The sequence below is a fragment of the Marinobacter sp. F4206 genome, assembly GCF_019392195.1.
GTDB lineage: Bacteria > Pseudomonadota > Gammaproteobacteria > Pseudomonadales > Oleiphilaceae > Marinobacter.
Map to the genome: position 1 here is coordinate 1192038 of NZ_JAHXKI010000002.1, position 21479 is coordinate 1213516.

Consider the following 21479-nt stretch of genomic DNA (forward strand, 5'->3'; position numbering starts at 1 on the left):
TGCATCACCACTGCAGGAACGCCTATGCCCTGGATACAACTTCAGATCCCGGCTGATCCGGACAACGCGGATCAGCTGGAGGATCTGCTCATGGAAATGGGGGCCGACGCCGTTTCCATGGAAGACGCCGCCGATCAGCCGCTTTACGAACCGGATCCGGGCACGACCCCCTTGTGGAGCCAGACCACGGTGACCGGTCTGTTTCAGTCCGACCGGGACATCAACCAGTTGTGCGCGGATGTTCGGGATGCCTGGCATCAGAACACCCAGCAGACCCTGGCCGACATCGAGGTTACTCTGGTCGAGGACAAGGACTGGGAACGGGCCTGGATGGACGACTTCCACCCCCTGAAATTCGGTGAGCGCCTGTGGATTGTGCCCAGCTGGCATGATGCGCCCGACCCGGATGCCGCCAACCTGATGCTGGATCCGGGCCTGGCCTTCGGCACCGGCACTCACCCGACCACGGCGCTGTGCCTTGAATGGCTGGACGGTCAGGATGTCCGCGACCGGCAGGTGACCGACTATGGCTGTGGCTCCGGAATTCTCGGCCTGGCCGCTCTCCTGCTCGGCGCCAATCACGTGGTTGGCGTCGATACCGATCCTCAGGCGCTGGAAGCCAGCCGCGAGAATGCCCGCCGCAACGGCGTGGACGACAGCCGTCTCGACCTCTACCTTCCCGATAATGAGCCGAATACCAAGTCCGACGTCATGCTTGCCAACATCCTGGCACAGCCGCTGATCGGACTGGCACCGCACCTGGCCGCCCTGACCAAACCCGGCGGTAGCCTGGTGCTGTCGGGCATTCTGTCGCATCAGGCGCGGGAGGTCATGGCCGCGTATGAGCCCTGGTTCGTGATGGACGAGCCGGAACAGCGCGAAGAATGGATCCGCCTCACAGGACGACGCAACGGCGGGTGACGAACAAGGCCTTAACGACTAAACTCCGCACTCGTAGCCTAGTCGCTTTCAGGAACGACGCATGACCCAGAGCAGCCTGCAGACCCAATGCCCAAAATGCCAGACCCGTTTCCGGGTCACGGACGAACAACTTGGTATTGCCAAGGGCAAGGTACGCTGCGGCAACTGCATGGCCGTCTTCAATGCCATCGATCATCAGGTCCTGCCCCGATCCACCCAATCCCAGGCGCCCGCCAAGCCAGCGCCGGAAGGCTCGGGGAGTACCGCCACGGGCGGCTCGTTCGCCACGGAAGAGGATTTCGTCTTCGCTGACAACCCCGAAGAAGATGCGGCCGAGGGTCCGTATGCCGGCACCAGGATGACATTCTCTGACGATGAGCTTAGCGACAGTTTCCGAACCGCCGGCAGCAAGACCGAATCGGATTTTCACGATGCGGATGACGATTCGCCACACAACGATGTCGATGAGAGCTGGGCAGAAGCCATTCTCGAAGACACCGACAAGCCGTCAACGCCCCCCCGAAACGAGGAGGCACCCAAAAAGCCCGAGCCCCGCCCGGAACCAGCGTCACAGCCCACCAGACGGTGGTCTGAACCCTTTACCGTACCAGCCCCTGCGCCGGAGCCGGAGATCACCGCCGACTTCGAACCCGAACCGGTCCGGCCAGAGACGTCGGAGCAACCTGGTGACGATTTCTACGACACCTTTGCTGACGAGCCTCGCTTCGAGTCCGACAGCCGCAATGAACGGCTTGGCGAACCAATGGCAGCCACCATCCCGTTCGACGACCTCCGCCGGGAACCGTTATCGGTCCGGGGCGGCGGCACTGGCAAGCTGCGCACACTGACCTGGACCCTGGTGGTACTCGCGCTGATTGGCGTTCTGGTTGCGCAGGTCACCTGGTTCCAGTTCGATCGACTGGCGGCCATTCCGGAACTCCGTCCATTCTATGAAAAAGGCTGCGAGCTGGCTGGTTGCGAACTGGAACCGCTGGTCAATGTCGATGCCATTCAGAGCCGTAAGCTGGTGGTCCGGACAGACCCGGAAAACCGCACCCAGCTGGTGGTGGATGCCGTCATCATCAACCGTGCCGATTTTGAACAACCGTTCCCGGCCATTGCCCTGACCTTTTCCAACCTGAATGGGGATGTGGTGGCCCAGAGTATCTTCACGCCCGAGGAATACCTGGCCGGTGACGGGCAGAAGCTCGACACCATGCCCAAGGATACGCCGGTCCGGATAGCGATCGAGATCCGCGATCCGGGCAAGGATGCCGTGAATTACAACCTGAATTTCCGCCCCTACTCGCCCTGAAAAGGTAAGCAAGTATTTACTCGACAGTGAACGCCGACCGCCACCAAACAGAACAAAAGTCAACCAGAAAGCACGAAAAATAATCAGTTTTTTCGTGAGTTAGCCCCTTCAATCAGACCTCCCCCGACGGTATCATTAGCGCCCTTCGGATACTGGATCGATTACTTATTGAACAATTGACCAGATCCGACTTTTGCATAACCCGCTGTGACACGGACTCAGATCATGCTGCCAACGGCAAAAATCGGGCCGTACACCTTGCCCAATCCGCTCATTGTTGCGCCCATGGCTGGCGTGACGGACCGCCCCTTCCGGCTGTTATGCCGCAGGATGGGAGCCGGCCTTGCGGTATCGGAAATGGTCATAGCGGACAGCAAGCTCTGGCATACGCGAAAATCCCGGACGCGCCTGAACCATGAGGGCGAACCGGAACCCCGTTCGGTGCAGATTGCCGGCGGTGATCCCGACATGCTCGCTGATGCCGCCCGACAGAACGCCGAATTCGGTGCCCAGATTATCGACATCAATATGGGGTGCCCGGCCAAGAAGGTATGCAACAAGGCTGCAGGCTCCGCCCTGATGAAGGACGAGGGCCTGGTTCGCGAGATTCTGAACGCCGTGGTGAGCGCGGTGGACATCCCGGTAACGCTGAAAATGCGGACCGGATGGGATTCGGACAACAGGAACGCGGCGGTGATTGCCCGGATGGCGGAGGATGCAGGCATCCAGGCCCTTGCCATCCACGGTCGCACCCGGGCCGACAAGTACATGGGGAACGCCGAGTACGACACCATCGCCGACGTCAAATCCCGGGTGCAGATTCCGGTATTCGCCAATGGCGACATCAGCTCTCCGGAGAAGGCACGGCACGTGCTGGAACACACCGGAGCCGATGGACTGCTGATCGGCAGGGGTGCCCAGGGACGACCGTGGATTTTCCGGGAGATTCTCCATTACCTGGAGACCGGAAAACATCTGCCGGAACCGCCATTGAGTGAGGTGGAACGGATTCTGATCGAACACCTGGCCGCCCTGCACAGCTTCTACGGCGAGAAGATGGGTGTGCGTATTGCCAGAAAACACGTGGGCTGGTACCTGCAGTCCCACGACCAGAGCAAACAGTTCCGTAAACGCTTCAACGCTATCGACGATGCGCTGGAGCAGACAGACAGTATTCAACAGTATTTTGCAGGCTTACGAAATGGAGAGGTATTCGCAGCATGACCGCTGAGACTTTGGCAAACGAGAATCTAAGCACCCCGGCCAGCGACGATATTCACCAGCTTCAGACGGTGAATGGCAGCGGCAACAGCGTCACCCTGCGTGACAGCGTCGAGGTTGCCCTGAAGAACTACTTTGCGCAGCTTGATGGCGCGCCGGTAACCGAGGTGTACCAGCTGGTGCTCTCCGAAGTAGAGGCCCCGCTGCTGGAGCAGGTGATGAAATACACCCGCAACAACCAGACCAAGGCCTCGACCATGCTGGGGCTGAATCGCGGCACCCTGCGCAAAAAACTGAAGCAGTACGGTCTGCTATAATCCAGACACCCTGACATGACAAGGGCCTCCCGGAAACCATTCGCGAGGCCCTTATTCGTTCATCTCCAGCGAAGAAAGTGACTCATGGCAAACCAGGCTAACTCCCCCATTCGTCGCGCGCTGATCAGCGTAAGTGACAAGACCGGCATCGTCGATTTCGGCCGGGCCCTCACCGAACGCGGCGTCGAACTGCTCTCCACCGGAGGTACCTTCAGACTCCTGAAGGAAAACAAAATTCCGGTGACAGAAGTGTCCGACTACACCGGGTTCCCGGAAATGATGGACGGTCGGGTCAAAACCCTGCACCCGAAGATCCACGGGGGCATTCTCGGCCGCCGCGGCACTGACGATGCCATCATGGGCGAGCATGGTATAGACCCGATCGACATGGTGGTGGTCAACCTGTACCCGTTCGAGGAAACCGTTGCGAACCCCGACTGCGACCTGCCCACGGCGATCGAGAACATCGATATCGGTGGCCCGACCATGGTCCGCGCGGCGGCCAAGAACCACAACGATGTAGCCATCGTGGTCAACGCGTCGGACTATTCACGGGTTCTGAAAGAGCTCAAGGACAACGACGGCGAGCTGACTTACAGCACCCGCTTTGACCTGGCAGTGAAGGCGTTCGAGCACACCGCCGGCTACGACGGTGCGATAGCCAACTACCTCGGCGGCCGCACGCCGGACAACGACAACGCCGATTTCCCGCGGACCTTCAATGCCCAGTTCGTGAAGGTCCAGGACATGCGATATGGCGAAAACCCGCACCAGCGCGCCGCTTTCTACGCCGAGCGCAATCCGAGAGAAGCCTGTGTTGCCACTGCCAAACAGTTGCAGGGCAAGGAACTCTCCTACAACAACGTGGCGGACACCGATGCCGCGCTCGAGTGTGTGAAGCCATTTGCCGACCCGGCCTGCGTTATCGTCAAGCACGCCAACCCCTGCGGCGTTGCCATTGGTGCGGACATCCATCAGGCCTACGAACTGGCCTTTGCCACTGACCCGACCTCGGCCTTCGGGGGCATCATCGCCTTCAACCGGGAACTGGATGCGGACACGGCCAAGGCCATCATCGACCGCCAGTTCGTGGAAGTCATCATTGCCCCGACGATCGCTCCGGAAGCGGTTGAACTGGTGGCCGCGAAGAAGAACGTACGACTGCTGGCGTGCGGTGAGCTCGATGCCGAGCGCACCCAGACCATGGACTTTAAACGGGTCACCGGCGGCCTGCTGGTGCAGGACCGTGACCTGGGCATGGTGGCCATGGCCGACGTCAAGGTGGTCACCACCCGCCAGCCGTCCGAGGAAGAGCTCAACGACCTGCTGTTTGCCTGGGAAGTGGCCAAGTACGTCAAGTCCAACGCCATTGTTTACGCCAGGGCCGGTCGCACCATTGGTGTCGGCGCCGGTCAGATGAGCCGGGTCTACAGTGCCAAGATTGCCGGCATCAAGGCGGCCGACGAAAACCTGGAAGTCAAAGGGTCAGTGATGGCGTCAGACGCCTTCTTTCCGTTCCGGGACGGCATTGATGCCGCCGCCAAGGCCGGCATTACCGCAGTCATCCAGCCCGGCGGATCCATGCGCGACCAGGAAGTGATCGACGCGGCCAACGAGCACGGCATTGCCATGGTGTTCACCGGCATGCGCCACTTCCGCCACTGATTCCGGACCAGCAAAAGGATTCCCAACATGAACATTCTTGTGATCGGTAACGGTGGCCGCGAACATGCCCTCGCCTGGAAAGCTGCGCAGTCCCCTGACGCAGACCGAGTGTTTGTCGCGCCAGGCAATGCCGGTACCGCCCGTGAGCCGGGTCTGGAAAACGTCAACATTGACGTGATGGACCTGGACGGACTTGCCAACTTTGCCGCCACCAACAACGTGGGCCTGACCATCGTGGGTCCGGAAGCGCCCCTGGTCGCCGGCATTGTCGACAAATTCGAGGATCGGGGCCTGCGCGTGTTTGGCCCCAGTGCCGGCGCCGCCCAACTCGAGGGCTCCAAGGCCTTCACCAAGGACTTCCTGGCACGCCAGAAAATTCCGACCGCGGCCTACGGCAACTTCACCGACGTCGATGAAGCCCTGGCCTATGTCCGCGAACAGGGCGCCCCTATCGTGGTCAAGGCTGACGGCCTGGCGGCCGGTAAAGGTGTGATTGTGGCCATGACCCTGGCCGAAGCCGAAGACGCAATCCGCGACATGCTGGCCGGCAACGCCTTCGGCGACGCCGGCAGTCGCGTGGTGGTCGAAGAGTTCCTGGACGGCGAAGAAGCCAGCTTCATTGTCATGGTGGACGGTGAGCACGTACTGCCGATGGCCACGTCTCAGGATCACAAGCGGGTGGGTGACGGTGATACCGGCCCGAACACCGGTGGCATGGGCGCTTACTCCCCTGCCCCGGTGGTCACCGCCGACGTACACCGGCGCATCATGGATGAGGTCATCTATCCGACCGTACGCGGCATGGCCGCTGAAGGCCACCCGTACAAGGGCTTCCTGTACGCCGGCCTGATGATCGACGGCAAGGGCGCCCCGAAGGTCATCGAATTCAATTGCCGTTTCGGTGACCCGGAAACCCAGCCGATCATGCTGCGCATGCAGTCGGACCTGGTCGAGCTGTGCGGCGCCGCCATTGATGGCACGCTGGACCAGTGCCGCTCCGATTGGGACGAACGCGCCTCGGTTGGTATCGTGCTGGCCGCCGGAGGCTACCCGGGCAGCTATAACAAGGGCGATGTCATTTCCGGCTTGCCGGCATCCGAGACCGAAGGCGAAAAAGTCTTTCACGCCGGAACCCGGCTGAATGGCGATCAGGTCGTGACCAACGGTGGCCGGGTCCTGTGCGCCACCGCACTGGGCAGTACCGTGACCGAGGCCCAACAACGGGCGTACGCCTTGGCCGAAACCATCCAGTGGGAGGGCGTATTCTATCGCAAGGACATTGCTCATCGGGCCATTTCCCGGGAGCAATCCTGACCCAGCCCACGGTATCAAGGCCCGGTCATTGACCGGGCTTTTTTTTGGGATATGGTAGAGCTCGGAACAGGAAGCCCCCTTATTGCCTACCAGGAACCGTCCCCATGCCCCGTCGTCGCCCGCTTACCCTACTTTTTATCGCCTTGATTGCCGTTGTTGGCAGTGCCTGCTCGCGGCAGGGCATCTACGAAACCGCCATTGATCTGGAGCGCTCCAGCTCCGGACTGGAAGCGGATACGATTCAGGTCGGCGAGCTTGAGATCGCCTACCTGCGCAACTCGGAAACGACCCCGGGTGACACCATCGTGATGGTGCACGGGTTCGGGGCCAACAAGGATAACTGGACCCGACTCGCGAACCAGTTGACCGCCGACTTCAACGTTTACGCCATCGACTTGCCGGGCCATGGCGAGAGCAGCAAGCCCCTGGACCTCGGCTACACCCTCGAAGAACAAACCGGGCACCTCTCAGCGATTCTGCAAGCCCTGTCGATCGGTGAGTCGCACATGATGGGCAACTCCATGGGCGGTGCCATTACTGCCCTGTACGCGGCACGCTACCCCGATCGCATCAAGACGGCGGTGCTGTTCAACCCGGCCGGAATCTTCGAATACGAAAGCGAACTCGTTGACCTGGTTCTGGAGGGCGATAACCCGCTGATTCCCTCTAAACCCGGCGATCTGGAGCGGTTGATGGACTTTGCCCTGGAGGAGAAGCCTTTCGTACCCTGGCCCATCCTGGACGTGATGGAGGAAAAAGCGATTGCCAACCGGAATGTCAACGAGGTGATCTTCGCAGCAATCCGGGACAGTGGCTATGAGTCTGCTTTTCGCAGCCGCCTCGCATTGATCCAGGATCCGGTGCTGGTAATCTGGGGCAAGGAAGACCGGGTCATCAATTATCGTAATGGCGACCTGTTTGTGGCTGCCATACCCGATGCCCGTCTCCAGTTGCTGGAAGGTATTGGGCATGCCCCGATGATTGAGGCACCGGAACGTTCCGCCGAACTCTTTCACTCGTTCCTCGAGTCGGCACGGTGACAAGTCAACATTTCGAGTAAATTCAGGCAGATTCCACGTTTATCGACTACACCGGACTGGTAAAACAGGATAGCCTTGCAGGCATCCCCAGTGTTCGAAAAAAAGACTGTCTCATGCCCGAAGCTCTCTGGATCTCATTTGCTTTTGCCCTGGGCCTGCTGGTCAAAGCCATCGGGTTGCCCCCCCTGGTGGGCTATCTGGCCGCAGGCTTCCTGCTCAGCGCCGTGTCGGCGTTCTCCGGGCTGACCATCGAAGCCACCGAAGCGCTGAACCACATTGCCCACCTCGGCGTGCTGCTGCTCCTGTTCACCGTTGGACTCAAACTGAAACTGCGGTCTATTGTCAGCCGGGAAGTGATCGGTGGCAGCCTGCTGCACTTTGGCATTACCTGCGCAGTCTTTACCCCCGGCCTGTATCTGCTGATGGACCTGCCCTGGCAAACCGCCCTCCTGCTGGCCATTGCCCTGTCGTTTTCGTCTACCGTTCTGGCAGCCAAGGTTCTGGAAACCAAACGGGAACTTCGTGCTTTCCACGGCCGGGTAGCCATTGGCATCCTGATCATGCAGGACCTGATCGCCCTGGTGGTCATGAGTCTCGCCGCCGGCCAGACCCCCTCCCAATGGGCCCTGATCGTTTTCGGGTTGCCGCTGCTGCGCCCGTTGCTGTATCGGCTGCTTGACGCCAGCGGACATGAGGAGCTGCTGGTGCTGCTGGGGCTTCTGTTAGCGCTGGTGCTGGGCGGGTATGGCTTTGAATCCGTCGGCCTGAGTTCCGAGCTCGGCGCCCTGGTGTTCGGTGCCATGCTGTCCAACCATCCCCGCTCCCAGGAACTGTCCAAATCCTTGTGGAGCGTGAAAGAGGTGTTCCTGGTGGGATTCTTTCTCCAGATCGGGATCGGCGGACTACCGGACAGCCAGGCACTGACTTTTGCGATAGTGGCGACCCTGGTACTGCCCCTGAAAGGCATCCTGTTCTTCTTTTTGTTACTGGCTTTCCGCCTGCGGGCGAGAAGCAGCTTTCTCAGTGCCCTGGCACTGACCAACTACAGTGAATTCGGCCTGATTGTCGCCAGTGTTGCCCTGCCGGAATGGCTGGTGCCGCTGGCCATTTCGGTCTCACTCTCGTTCGTCATTTCAGCACCACTGAACCGCTTTGCACACCTGCTCTATGAACGCTTCGGATCCGGGCTCACCCGCTTCGAAAGTCAGAAACATCACCCGGACGAACAGCCCCTGTCTCTCGGCAATACCCGGGTACTTGTCATGGGCATGGGGCGGACAGGCACCGCCGCCTACGACTGGATCTCCAAACAGGAACCGGATCTGATGGGCCTGGACTCTGACCCCGCCAAGGCCCATCAACACCAGAAGCAGGGCCGCAACGTCGTGTTCGCCGATGCGGAGGATGCATCTTTCTGGAACGGCCTGCACATGCCCGAGGTGCATTCCGTCATCCTTGCCCTGGGTGACATTGAGGGCAAGCTCATCGCCGCGCGCATGCTGAGAAAACTGGGATTCCGGGGTTATATCGTTGCCCACACCATGTATGACGATGAAGCCCGCCAGATCAGGGAGGCCGGCGCCAATGACGCCTACCTGACCATGAACGAAACCGGTGTAGCGCTCGCCAGCCACATCATAAGCCGGGCCACAGAGCGGTCGGACTGACACACACGGGCAGCTCTAGCGCGCACAGGTCCGAAAGCCGGTGAATACGTCATTGCGTTGCGGCAGGTAGGCCTGGCGATAGGTGCCGCGAATCAGGCAGGAGGATGTCGCACAACTGCCCCCGCGAGTGACCTTGTGATCGCCAAACTGCAGGGTCGACATAAACGGGTACATGTCGATCCTGAAGCCGTCATAGGGGAAGAACTGGTTGCTGGTCCACTCCCAGACGCCGCCAATCATCTGGCGACAGCCGAAGGGGCTGTCTGATGCCGGGTAATCGTACACCGGATTCTGTCCCAGGCACTGGCCATCAAGGTCCGCCAGTGTTTCCTCGGGGCGCTGGTTACCCCAGGGAAAACGCCGGACGGGCTGACCCGGCCGGTTACCCAGGGCGGCCACCTCCCACTCGAACTCGGTCGGCAGCCTGCGCCCGGCCCAATTGCAGAACGCCTCGGCTTCCCAGTAACTGATATGCGTCACCGGGGCATCCGGCTTCAGAGGCTGCCAGTGATCAAACAGGCGCTCTTGCCACTGTTGCTGATGCCAGCGCCAGTACAGGGGGTGCGCCGGGACCCGGGACATGGGCTGCTGGCTGCCATGCACCAGGGCAACGTCCACCTCGGTCTCAAGCCACTTTCGCCCGCCGAATGACCACAACTCCGGCTTCTGGTAGCCACCGTCATCGACAAACTTACGGAACTCTGCATTCGACACTGGCTGCCGGGAAATGGCGAACGAGTCCAGATCAAGCTCGAACCCCGGCTTCTCGTTGTCGAATGCGAAATCGGTGGTGGCGTAGGCTTCTGAATCTCCGGGCATGCCAATCAACCAACGACCCGCCGGGATTGTCACGTCACCGGCAACCGGTTGGCCCGGGGCCGGGCGATCGGTAACCGCGCCCGGTGGTTTCGGGTAGCCCACGGTCTGCCGGCACCAGATCAGCGATTCGATGTGCATATTCTGATGAAAAACGGCGTACCGGTTCAGGTACAGTGTCCGGTCGTCCAGCGGACGGCTCCGGATGCGTTCGGCGACACGTGCATAGATGGTGTCGAAATAGTCCAGGGTCGCTTGTCGCCCGGGAAAAAGGGCGCGGTTCCAGCGGTCCCGGTGCTCGACGTGGAACGAATCCCACAGGTCATCCATGGACGGATCAAAACTCGGCGTGCCATCCAGCAGATTGAAAACGAACACTTCATAGAAAAACGCCGCGTGCCCCATCTCCCACAATGGCGGGTTTACACCCGGGTGATAAGGCACCGCCAGTTGTTCCTCTGGCAAGGAAGTAATCAGCGCACGCGTGCGTTGCCGCGTACGCTCAAGCTCAAGTAACAGGTCATCCTGCATTGCCTGAGCAACATCCATTGATTTCATCTCACCCATAAGCTACGTCGTCTTCCGGTATTTTTTTCAGCATAACAGATGGATTCCCGGTGGCGGACCCCAGGCACTGTCGACTACTTTTACAGTATTACGCAGTGGCTGATTTCCGGATCTCGCAACCACCTGAATGCGCGACCGATACGAATTGTGGCATGTATCCTGTATACCGGCTTGAACCGCCAGACCGTCTTTCTGGCTCGTGTGACGGGTCACAGGGCCGTGACCAGGCAGCTCGCCTTGCCGGCTTACAGGTTTTCTCTACACAACTGGCAGTCCCGTTTTCCCAGGCATCACTCTCGTGGAGGTTTGCCATGATGGAAAAGCGACCGCTCGTCTGGTTGTCAGCGGCACAGACCAATACCACCGTGCGCAGAGCACTGGGATCCCGTTGGAATCTGATCGATTTCAACCCGGAGAACCCCGTGCCCATTCAAATGTCACCCCCGGATGGCTCGAAGGTTGGCGTCCTGGATCTCACCCGTCTTCCGGCCGATGACCTGCCATGGCTGGAACAATGGCTGGAGGCACTCAGCCTTGCCTACTGGGTGGGCATTGTGCCGCATCGGCCGATCACCGGGACCCGAACGGCCCAGCTGATCACCCGCTATTGCTCCGATTTTCACACCCTGCCGGTCAATCACGAACGGCTGGATACCGTACTCGGCCATCTCTGGGGCATGGCCACTATTCGCGAACCCGCCGTCGGCCTGCCCCGCGATGACTATCAGGCTCTGGTGCTGGAAGGCACTTCGCAGGCCATTCGTCAGGTTCGCGGGTTACTCCGACGCTTCTCGGTGACACCGGAGCCGGTCCTGATTACCGGCGAAAGTGGCACCGGCAAGGATGCTGCCGCGCGGTTCATCCATGAACACTCGACACGCGCCTCCGGGCCGCTGGTGACGGTTAATTGCGCGGCGCTGCCCGATTCGCTGACCCAGAGTGAGCTGTTCGGGTACGAAAAAGGCGCCTTCACCCATGCCCTGAGTGCCCACCCAGGCCGGCTGGAGCTGGCCAACGGGGGCTCCCTGATCCTGTCGTCCATTGATGAGCTGAATCTGGAGCAACAATCGGCAATCCTTCGCTTCCTGCAGGAGGGCCAGATTGAGCGCATCGGCGGCAGCGACCCCATCCCCATCGACAGCCGGATCATTACCACCTCCAGCCAACCCTTAACCGAACTGGTCGAGACCGGCCAGTTTCGCAGTGACGTCTATTACCGGCTTGGCGGTCTGGAAGTGAGATTGCCCGCCCTCAAGGACCGCCGCGAAGACATCCCCGAACTGGCAGAAGCCCTCCTTCAGGCCTCTATCCAAGGCGGTGAACAAAAACGGCTCAGCGAAACGGCGATCCAGCGCCTGGTCAATCACTCCTGGCCCGGAAATTTCCGGGAGCTTCAGAACCGGTTGCGGCAGGGGTTACTGCTGTGCGATCGGGAAGTGATTGAACCCGCCGACCTGGGCCTCGAACCGACCGGGCCGGAGGCGGATGTGCCGGCCACCTCCAACCTCAGCCTGGAAGAATTCCGGGCCCGGGCTGACCGTCAGGCCCTGTCCTGCAGCCTTGCCCTGGCCCACCACAACATTTCCGCCGCAGCCCGGATCCTCAAGATTTCACGAGTTTCGTTTTACCGGCTTATGGACAAGTACAACGCCGGCTCCCAGTCGGGTCATCACCGACAGGGCTCACACCACAAGGGAGATCCACCATGAGAAAACCGCTACTCTTTCCGCTGTTCGCCAGCACCTACCTGATACCCGTGATGCGGATTGCGCAGCCGAACTCTGCCAAGGACGTTACGGCAACCCCCGAAGAAGCTGAGGCGAAGAGGCACCCACGCCAGTGAAGTTGGCAGAGCTGTCGCCAATCTCATTGGAGGCACTGGCCATGGTGGAATGACCAGCACCATCAGCGTCGCCATAGGTGGCGGTTGAACCGTCGTCGGCGTTGGTGTTCGGACTTCCATCTCCACCCTGATCGGCGAAGGCCGCTCCAGACAGTCCCTGTCCCATTGCAATGGCGATCGCTAGCAAGTTTTTGTTCATAGTCATGTCGTCAATTCCTTTGATTTGCTGTCGTTGGTTTCCTGGAGATCCATTCCCAATCCGATGACTATCGGGGACTTCAGGATCCGGACCCGCCCGGAGGCCTGGGCGATTCCCGTGCCAGCTTTGCTCAAACTTTCCTGAACAGATTTATCTCAGATACTTTTTATTTGAATCAACGGATATAACGGAGACCCTGGAAGCATCCCACCTGTTTCAACGGTGAAACAGGGTGCCCGGCAGTTTTCCGAGCTTCACAGGAATTCGATTCTCGATTCATGGACATAGGAATTTATCCCGATGTTAAAAATATAAAATGCTAACGTCCGATTCCCGTCACAATCCTGTTGCACAAATGTCGGTTGACTCACACACGAACCATGAAATTCTGGTAATGTCGGGCAGGTTACCGTTCTGCCACAGCACGGACGCACAAGCGGGGCCGCGCCCCGTATCGTTGAGCCACACAGTAAGGAAGGTTTATGTCGACAGAGCTTTACCAGATTATTTTTGCCGGTCAGATCCTGGACGGATTTGACGAGCCGCAGGTGAAGGCCAACCTGCAGGATCTTTTCAACGCCACAGAAGAACGCATTGAGCGCCTGTTCTCACCGGCCACCGATGCACCGGCGATCAAGTCCGACCTGAACCATGAAGAAGCGGTGATTTACCACAAGCGTCTGACCGCGGCCGGCGCCGATGTCCGGATTTCGTCCCAGAACCGGGTCTCCTCGACCCCGGCAAAGCCGGCCCCCGCTGAAAAGGAGTCAGCGGGAACACTGCCGGCGGGCGCCACTGATGAGGCCGCCGGCGACCGCAGACGCGCTCCCCTCGAGTTCACTGGGCGCGGCGGCGAGTACTTTGGCATCTGGATCGTCAACATTCTTCTCACCATTGTCACCCTCGGCATCTACTCGGCCTGGGCCACGGTTCGCAACAACCAGTATTTCTATGGCAACACACGGCTGGACGGTGCCAGCTTCCAGTACCTGGCCAGTCCGATCACCATTCTCAAAGGCCGGCTGATCGCGCTTGCCGTGCTGGTTGCCTACGTGGCCCTGTCGGAACTGTTCGTGGAAGCGGCTATCGCTTTCGCCGTGGCTTTTGTGTTCCTGGTACCCTGGATCATGATTCGCTCGCTGCGCTTCAACGCCATCAACAGCGCCTACCGCAACATCCGGTTCGACTTCCAGGGTAGCTACGGTCAGGCCTTTATGGTCGCCTTCGTGTGGCCCCTGCTAAACCTGCTGTGCCTGCTTCTGCTCACGCCCCTGGTACTCAAGAAAACCCACCAGTTTATCGCCAACGGCAGCCGCTATGGCACAACCAGCTTTGAATTGGCAGCCGCCACCAAGACCTATTACGTGCTGTTTGGCAAGGTCCTCTTGCTGGCGATCGCTTTCGGTGCTGGCGCCTTCCTGAGCGCCCGGGCAGGCATTCCAATAGTGGCCGCCATCATTGGTGGCGTGGGTTACCTGACGATCCTTGGGGTTTTCATGGCGGGTGTGGCCAATCTGTTCCTGAACTCGACCCAACTGGCCGACCACCGCTTCGAATCCGGGCTGGGTCCGGCACAGATGGTCTGGATCTATCTGAGCAACAGCCTGCTCGTCGTCCTTACCCTTGGCCTGTTCACCCCCTGGGCCAAAGTTCGCATGGCACGCTACCGCGCCGCCTGCACAAGCATGCAGATTTCCGGTGATCTGGACCACTTCGTCGCAGCCGAGAAGAACCGCACCAGTGCCCTGGGTCAGGAACTGGGAGATGCCTTTGATGTCGAATTCGCCGCCATCTGACCTGGCCATTGAAGGGCAGTTCTATTCCGGCGACAACTCCTTCCGACAGGACGCTCTGCTGCGTTCTGTCGGGGGTGAACTGGTGCTGGTCACCGAATCCCTTCAACAGCGCCTGTCTCTGCAGGAGCTGACCATTTCCCCCCGGGTGGGCAATACCCCGCGATACCTTCACCTGCCGGATGACGGCGTGTTCGAAACCACCGATAACGATCGGGTGGATCAGCTCGGTCGGGGGGCCGCGACCGGCCGCCTGTCACGCCTGTTACATCGGCTGGAGAACCATCTCGCGCTGATCCTGACGGCGGTGGTGGTCACGATCGCGGTTACGGCGTTTGCCTTCGTCTACGGCGTTCCCTGGACAGCCAAGGCCATCGCGTATGCCCTGCCCGACAGCATTGCCGAGCAGGTAGGCGAATCCACCCTGGCCTCCCTGGACGGCACCTGGCTTGAACCCTCCGAGCTGTCGGATACCCGGCAGGAATCGCTGCAACGCCATTTCGAGCCGTTTCTGGCACCAGTCGGCGGGCAGGAACTGAACGTCCTGTTTCGCTCGGCTCCGGCCATCGGAGCCAATGCCCTGGCGCTGCCCAATGGCAGCCTGATCTTCACCGATGAGCTGGTCGAACTGGCAGAAACCGACGACGAGCTGGTGGCCATCCTTGCCCACGAAATTGGCCATGTGGAACATCGGCATGGCATGCAGGGCATGGTCCAGTCGTCACTGACCTTCTGGCTGATCGTGATGATGACCGGCGATCTTTCGGCCTTTTCCGATACCACCGTGGTGGTGCCGGCTGTGCTGATGAGTCTGTCCTATTCACGGACGATGGAGCGGCAGGCAGACCAGTACGCACTGGAAACCCTGCTACGGCATGACCTGGATCCTGGCCACTTTGCCAACATCATGGGCCGGCTGGCGGCCTCGGCGCACGACGGTCGGGACGACGCGGAAGAAGACGTCGAGGAGGACAGTCGCTGGAGCAGGCTTGGCGACCTGTTGTCGAGCCACCCGGTTACCGAGGAACGCATTCAGCGCTTTCGCGATGCAGCATCCCGGTAACGCCGGATCAGCCATAAAAAAGCCCCGCCATTGGCGGGGCTTTTCTGTGACTCCCGGGCTTGCCCGGGAGTGACAACCAGACCGTTCGATTAGCCGAACTGGTTCATGGTGTTGTCTTTACCACCGGCCTTCAGCGCCGCATCACCAGCGAAGAATTCCTTGTGGTCGTCACCGATATTGGAACCAGCCATGTCCTGGTGCTTGACGGTAGCGATACCCTGACGGATTTCCTTACGCTGCACACCGGCAACATAGGCCAGCATGCCTTCGTCACCGAAGTAACCCTTGGCCAGGTTGTCCGTAGACAGGGCCGCGGTGTGGTAAGTCGGCAGTGTGATCAGGTGGTGGAAGATACCGGCTTCGCGTGAACCATCACGCTGGAAGTTACGGCACCACTCGTCAGCCAGCTGACCCAGCTCGGTGTTGTCGTACTCTTCGCTCATCAGCTTGGCGCGATCGTACGCAGAGACGTCCTTGCCTTCTTCCTGCCACGCGTCGAATACCTGCTGACGGAAGTTCAGAGTCCAGTTGAAGGACGGGCTGTTGTTGTAAACCAGCTTGGCATCGGGAACCACTTCCTTGATGCGGTTAACCATGGCAGCGATCTGGCCAACGTGCGGCTTCTCGGTTTCGATCCACAGCAGGTCAGCGCCGTTCTGCAGGCTGGTGATGCAGTCCAGCACAACACGGTCTTCGCCAGTGCCCGGCTTGAACTGGAACAGGCCGGAAGCCAGACGCTTCGGACGAACCAGCTGACCTTTCTGCTTGATCACAACGTCGCCGTTGTTGATGTCTTCAGCCTTCTCGATCACTTCACCGTCGATGAAGCTGTTGTACTGGTCGCCCAGATCGCCCGGCTCTTCAGTCACGGCGATCTTCTGGGTCAGGCCGGCGCCCAGGGAGTCGGTACGGGCAACGATCACACCGTCGTCTACACCCAGCTCGAGGAAGGCCAGACGCACAGCGTTGATCTTGGACAGGAAGTCGGCGTGAGGAACGGTAACCTTGCCGTCCTGGTGACCACACTGCTTCTCGTCGGAAACCTGATTCTCGATCTGGATGCAGCAGGCACCGGCTTCGATCATCTGCTTGGCCAGCAGGTAAGTCGCTTCGGCGTTACCGAAACCAGCGTCGATGTCGGCAATGATCGGTACAACGTGAGTTTCGTGGTTGTCGATCTGCTTGATCAGCTCCTCAGCCTTGGCGTTGTCGCCAGCGTTCTCGGCTTCTTCCAGGGCACGGAACAGATGGTTCAGTTCCCAGGCATCCGCCTGACGCAGGAAGGTGTACAGCTCTTCGATCAGACCGGATACGGCAGTCTTCTCGTGCATGGACTGGTCAGGCAGCGGACCGAACTCGGAGCGCAGGGCGGCAACCATCCAGCCAGACAGGTACAGGTAACGACGCTTGGTGGTACCGAAGTGCTTCTTGATCGACAGCATCTTCTGCTGACCGATGAAGCCGTGCCAGCAGCCCAGAGACTGGGTGTACTGGGAGGTGTCGTTGTCGTAGTTCGCCATGTCTTCGCGCATGATCTTGGCGGTGTACTTGGCGATGTCCAGACCGGTCTTGAACTTGTTCTGGGCGCGCATGCGAGCGGCGTGCTTCGGGTTGATGGCGTTCCAGGTCGGGTGCTGCTTCAACAGGGAAGCAATCTGGTCAACGTCTTGTGCGTAGGGCATGGTCTCAATCCTTTCTGCGTTGGTTTTCTAAGTCGGTGCGGAGTAGCGTACAGCAACGTCCGAAGCCAACAGCCTGCTCATTTTTTAAGCATGGCGCTGACGTTGAGGGTTACTTTAGTGCTTTAAAATTTATAATTGAAATTTATATAATCTATTTTCAGCATTTTTTTCATGAATGTAGATGCCGACCCGACGGCGGTCGGTTGGAGCAGGACTGAGAGATCAGCGACACAGTGGTCAGAGGCTATGACAAAGAACCACCAGCCGGTCCCCCGGCTGGATATCGAGGTACTGCTTACGGGGAGGGTTCAGCAGCAGGTGGCGGCCCTTGTCGTCGGGACGGGATCGAAACACCCCGAGCGCCACCTCCCCTTCATTGGCGAGCGTCTTCTCAAGCAACTGGAAATCGACACTGGCGGGTAACGGGTAATCATCGGGATCCCGGAACTGGATTTCGGCGCCGCCAACCGTGAACAACTCATCCAGCACCACCCTTAACTCCCGTCGCAATGCCACCTGAGCCAGAACATGACTGAGAATCATCGGACTGATCAGCATTTCACCCTGATGGTCATACAGCAGGTGCCGGTTATCCGGATCGCTCAGTTCCATGATTAACTGCGGCCGCTGCGGGCTCTCTGCCAGAATTTCCTCCAGCTGCAAATAGCCAACCATGGCTCGGGCGTCGGCCTCCTCACCTGAGGCGAGACGGTCGCTACTGAGCAGAATCACGGTGTCGTAGCCCGAAGGCATCAGGCGCCTGAGCTCCCCCTCTACCATGTAGTCAGCCTCAACGTGGTGGCAACGAACCCCCGGATATTCGCCCACATAGCGGAAGATTGCCTGCTCCCGCTCCCGGGCGGGAACCACCGAGACCAGGTCCACCTGAAAATCCAGATGCCCATAGCTGGCAAACTCGGCCACCAGACTGGGCACCCGGCGATTCCAGCCCAGCACCAGAATACGCTGACCCCGGATCGCAGGAACCCGGTCGTTCTGGCGGGCCTCCTTCAGGGTGATAGCCGGCAAGGCGGGTAATTTGGGGTTCGGATCCGTTTCGGAGTAATCCCGGGCCATCATGATGACCCGGTCATCGGCATCAATCCGGGTGTCCGAGGGCGCGACGAGCCGGACGTCCCAATTGCTGCCTTGCCGGCGCAACAGCCCCAGCACAATCACGCCCGGCCGCGCCGAGGCCAGCTCCCCGAGGGACAGGCCGGCCACGGACTCCCCGCCGCGGACATAGATTTCATTACCCACCCCCGCTGTCAGCAGCTCGTTGAATATCTCGGACAGACCGGGGTGCAGGATGTTCTGCACCATCAGCCGGCTGATGGTGGCGTCCCCGGCGACCACTTCCACCGCGCCCGGGTAGGCCCGCTCAATGACCGCAAGCTTGCGAACGTCCTGAATTTCCGCGACGACGAACGGCAACGGCGAGCCGTAGTGCCGGGCTTGCGCCGCTATGGACAGCAGCGCCTTGACCGTCTCGACGTCGGAGGTCACCAGGCTGCCGGCCTCATGGGTGGCACTGGGCACAATGACTGCGGCCGCATCCAGACAGGCCACACGATGCAGGGCATCGGGCTGGATGGCCGATCCGGAACGCAGGATAATCTGTCGTGCCCGTCGTCCAATCCCCGGCTCACTGCGCAACTCATGAACCTGTTGCGCGGAGGCGTCCTCTGACAGAACCACCAGGTTCAGTTTCTGAGTGTCATGTTTCTCGAGAAACCGCCGCATCCGACCGGACGACCCCAGCAACTCGGACAGCAATGGCAGGGTCTGACTGGTCCAGCCCAGAACGACCACGTGATTCTTCAGGGTCACCGGCGTCAGTCCCCGCTCGAGGTCGGCCATCTTGGCGATCAGCCAACGGGTAAGAATCGCCACCAGGGTACCCATGAACACCACGTAGCCACTGACCGTGAGCATGGTGGAGACAAACCGCTGCCAGGTCCCGACATCGTCACCGAGATAGCCCGGATCGGTCAGCCGCAGAAAAGCCCACCAGATTGCCGATCCCACGTTCTCGAAGGATGCCCCCAGGGGCACGACCAGCAGCCCGCCGATAAGCGAGATCAGCGCGATGAAGGCCGCCACCACGAGCAGTTGGAACCCGGCGCCTTTAACCAGCTGGCGCTCGACGACGAACTTGATTCGGTCAACAATCCGGAAAGGGAGCATGGGCATCCTGTCTTCAAGCGGTATCGATACCGCCAGCATAGCCGATAATCAACTGATTTCCTGAATATTTCCTGAAATCACTGCGCCCCGACCGAGGCCAGCGCCTCGTCGAGGGAGGGGTAGAACCGGCTGACCCCGTCAATGGGCTTTACACCTGCCCGGGCCAGCGCTCTCAGGGGTTGGTACTGAAGATCGGCCAGCGCCACTTGCGTGCCCTCACGCTGACAGGTGCTGATCAGTTTGTTCATCGCCGACAGCCCACCGGCATCAAGGACCGTGACGCCGTCCATGTACAGGATAAAGCCCCGGGACTCCCGTGACAGCGACGCCAATTCGCCGAAGACCCGGTCGGCGGCCGCGAAGAACAGCGGACCGTTGATCTTGAACACCTGCCAGCCCTCGGGCAACTGGGCACCGACAACCCGCTTGCTGTGGGTGATGTCGGTGACCCGGGTCATCTGCGCCATCTCGCGCATGAACAACACCGCAGCCAGCAGGACGCCGGTGGTGATGGCAATGACCATATCCAGGATCACGGTCAGCGAAAAGCAGGCCAGGAACACCAGGATGTCACTGCGAGGAGCCGTTTTCAGGAGGTGGAACGCCTTGGGTGCCTCGCTCATATTCCAGGCCACCATCACCAACAGCGCGGCCATCGCCGGCATGGGCAGATAGGCCAACACCCCGGCCAGGGACATCAGAGCCAGCAGAATGACCAGTGAGTGAACCATGGCGGACACCGGGGATTCCGCCCCGGCACGATAGTTTGCTGCCGAGCGCGCGATCGCGGCGGTGGCGGTGATACCGCCAAAAAACGGTGTGATGAGGTTGCCAAGCCCCTGCCCCATGAGTTCGCTGTTGGCACTGTGGCGCCTGCCCGTCATACCGTCCAGCACCACCGCACACAGCAACGATTCGATGGCCCCCAGCATCGCGATGGCAAAGGCCGACGGCAAGAGTTCCCGGACCATGGACCAGGAGAGACCAAGCGGCTCCCCACTGGCATCCGGCCGCTGCCAGGGCCACGCCAGCTCCGGCAGGAACGGCGGAATGCCAGCGCCCACCGAGCCGTCCGGTAACAGATAACTGAATCGGGACCCGATTGTGTCAATGGAGGCACCGCTGGCATTGAGCAGGAACGCCAGCAGGCTGCCAACCACCACCGCTGGCAGATGCGCAGGAACCGGCGTTTTCAGACGGGGCCAGAGCAGCATAACGGCCAGCGTTGCGCCGGCAACCAGCGTACTCATCATATCCAGGTCAGGCAGCCCTCGGGCCAGCGCCGAGAGTTTGTCCCAGTAGGCTTCCGGAAGGCCGACCAGGGACAGACCAAAAAAATCCGGGACCTGCAGAGTAACAATAACCACGGCTATGCCGCCGGTAAAGCCCAGGGTGACCGGTTCGGGAATGTATTCAATGAACCGACCCAGGCGCATTATCGCCATAATGATTAACAGCACACCCGACATCAGCGTGGCCAGCAACAGGCCGCCAAGGCCGTACTGCTGGGCGATCGGATAAAGGATCACCACAAACGCGGCGGTGGGGCCCGAGATACTGAAGCGGCTGCCGCCGGTCAGGGCAATGACAAAACCCGCAACAATAGCGGTATAAAGACCATACTGCGGGGCAACGCCGCTGGCGATCGCCAGGGCCATGGCCAGGGGGATGGCAATGATGCCCACGGTCAGGCCCGCCAGCACATCCCGCAGCAGCCGCGCGCCATTGTATCGCTCGTCCAGACAGGCTTCGCGCAGCGCATGGGCGAACCGGAGAGAGAACAGGTGAGCGCGGTGGGACATGAACGTATCGCCTTGGAAAACTAAGGATTCTACCGCATATTGCGACAGTGGCCACCGGCTTGGCTGC

General features: G+C 60.2%; 16 protein-coding genes. 11 read left to right on the plus strand and 5 right to left on the minus strand.

What is annotated here, in order from left to right; translation table 11 throughout:
- Nucleotides 1–24: 24 nt before the first annotated feature.
- From prmA to KZO34_RS07940, 8 genes are all read left to right on the plus strand, one after another.
- Complete coding sequence (prmA, locus tag KZO34_RS07905; protein WP_219475435.1) at nucleotides 25–921, plus strand: 50S ribosomal protein L11 methyltransferase; 897 nt, start codon at nucleotides 25–27, stop codon at nucleotides 919–921.
- A 61-nt stretch (nucleotides 922–982) separates the two neighbouring features.
- Nucleotides 983–2236, plus strand: a complete 1254-nt coding sequence (locus KZO34_RS07910) for a DUF3426 domain-containing protein (protein ID WP_219475439.1) — start codon at nucleotides 983–985, stop codon at nucleotides 2234–2236.
- A 225-nt stretch (nucleotides 2237–2461) separates the two neighbouring features.
- Nucleotides 2462–3460, plus strand: a complete 999-nt coding sequence (dusB, locus tag KZO34_RS07915; RefSeq protein ID WP_219475442.1) for a tRNA dihydrouridine synthase DusB — start codon at nucleotides 2462–2464, stop codon at nucleotides 3458–3460.
- Nucleotides 3457–3774, plus strand: a complete 318-nt coding sequence (fis, locus tag KZO34_RS07920) for a DNA-binding transcriptional regulator Fis (protein ID WP_219475445.1) — start codon at nucleotides 3457–3459, stop codon at nucleotides 3772–3774. Before dusB ends, fis begins: the two co-directional genes overlap by 4 nt.
- Before the next feature lie 84 nt (nucleotides 3775–3858).
- A complete protein-coding gene (gene purH / locus KZO34_RS07925) occupies nucleotides 3859–5439 on the plus strand; it encodes a bifunctional phosphoribosylaminoimidazolecarboxamide formyltransferase/IMP cyclohydrolase (protein WP_219475448.1) in 1581 nt (526 codons plus the stop codon).
- A 27-nt stretch (nucleotides 5440–5466) separates the two neighbouring features.
- Nucleotides 5467–6753 (plus strand): phosphoribosylamine--glycine ligase, encoded by a 1287-nt coding sequence (gene purD / locus KZO34_RS07930; protein ID WP_219475451.1) that lies wholly within the window; start codon nucleotides 5467–5469, stop codon nucleotides 6751–6753.
- Nucleotides 6754–6857: 104 nt separating this feature from the next.
- Nucleotides 6858–7793 carry an alpha/beta fold hydrolase gene (locus KZO34_RS07935; protein WP_219475455.1) on the plus strand — a complete coding sequence of 312 codons (936 nt, stop codon included), beginning with the start codon at nucleotides 6858–6860 and terminating at the stop codon, nucleotides 7791–7793.
- A gap of 113 nt (nucleotides 7794–7906) precedes the next feature.
- Nucleotides 7907–9460, plus strand: coding sequence for a cation:proton antiporter family protein (locus KZO34_RS07940; protein WP_219475460.1), 1554 nt, complete (start codon nucleotides 7907–7909; stop codon nucleotides 9458–9460).
- 15 nt (nucleotides 9461–9475) lie between these two features.
- Here the strand turns inward: KZO34_RS07940 and senA are convergent, their stop codons facing one another.
- Nucleotides 9476–10843, minus strand: a complete 1368-nt coding sequence (gene senA, locus KZO34_RS07945) for a selenoneine synthase SenA (RefSeq protein WP_219475463.1) — start codon at nucleotides 10841–10843, stop codon at nucleotides 9476–9478.
- A 311-nt stretch (nucleotides 10844–11154) separates the two neighbouring features.
- Between senA and KZO34_RS07950 the strand changes: the two genes are divergently transcribed.
- Nucleotides 11155–12552: a sigma-54-dependent transcriptional regulator gene (locus KZO34_RS07950; RefSeq protein WP_219475465.1), complete on the plus strand. Its 1398-nt coding sequence runs from the start codon at nucleotides 11155–11157 to the stop codon at nucleotides 12550–12552.
- Nucleotides 12553–12636: 84 nt separating this feature from the next.
- Here the strand turns inward: KZO34_RS07950 and KZO34_RS07955 are convergent, their stop codons facing one another.
- Nucleotides 12637–12891, minus strand: a complete 255-nt coding sequence (locus KZO34_RS07955; RefSeq protein WP_219475468.1) for a hypothetical protein — start codon at nucleotides 12889–12891, stop codon at nucleotides 12637–12639.
- Between the two features lie 476 nt (nucleotides 12892–13367).
- On the opposite strand from KZO34_RS07955, the gene KZO34_RS07960 reads away from it, so the two are divergent.
- Nucleotides 13368–14681, plus strand: a complete 1314-nt coding sequence (locus tag KZO34_RS07960; RefSeq protein WP_219475470.1) for a YjgN family protein — start codon at nucleotides 13368–13370, stop codon at nucleotides 14679–14681.
- Nucleotides 14650–15741, plus strand: coding sequence for a M48 family metallopeptidase (locus tag KZO34_RS07965; protein ID WP_219475472.1), 1092 nt, complete (start codon nucleotides 14650–14652; stop codon nucleotides 15739–15741). The genes KZO34_RS07960 and KZO34_RS07965 overlap by 32 nt, the downstream gene beginning before the upstream one ends.
- Nucleotides 15742–15830: 89 nt before the next feature.
- On the opposite strand, the gene KZO34_RS07970 is transcribed toward KZO34_RS07965, so the two are convergent.
- From KZO34_RS07970 to dauA, 3 genes are all read right to left on the minus strand, one after another.
- Entirely contained in the window at nucleotides 15831–17423 is a 1593-nt protein-coding gene (locus KZO34_RS07970) for an isocitrate lyase (protein WP_219475475.1), read from the minus strand.
- A 237-nt stretch (nucleotides 17424–17660) separates the two neighbouring features.
- Nucleotides 17661–19610: a CASTOR/POLLUX-related putative ion channel gene (locus KZO34_RS07975; RefSeq protein WP_219477239.1), complete on the minus strand. Its 1950-nt coding sequence runs from the start codon at nucleotides 19608–19610 to the stop codon at nucleotides 17661–17663.
- A gap of 77 nt (nucleotides 19611–19687) precedes the next feature.
- A complete protein-coding gene (gene dauA / locus KZO34_RS07980; protein ID WP_219475477.1) occupies nucleotides 19688–21412 on the minus strand; it encodes a C4-dicarboxylic acid transporter DauA in 1725 nt (574 codons plus the stop codon).
- Between the last annotated feature and the right edge of the window lie 67 nt (nucleotides 21413–21479).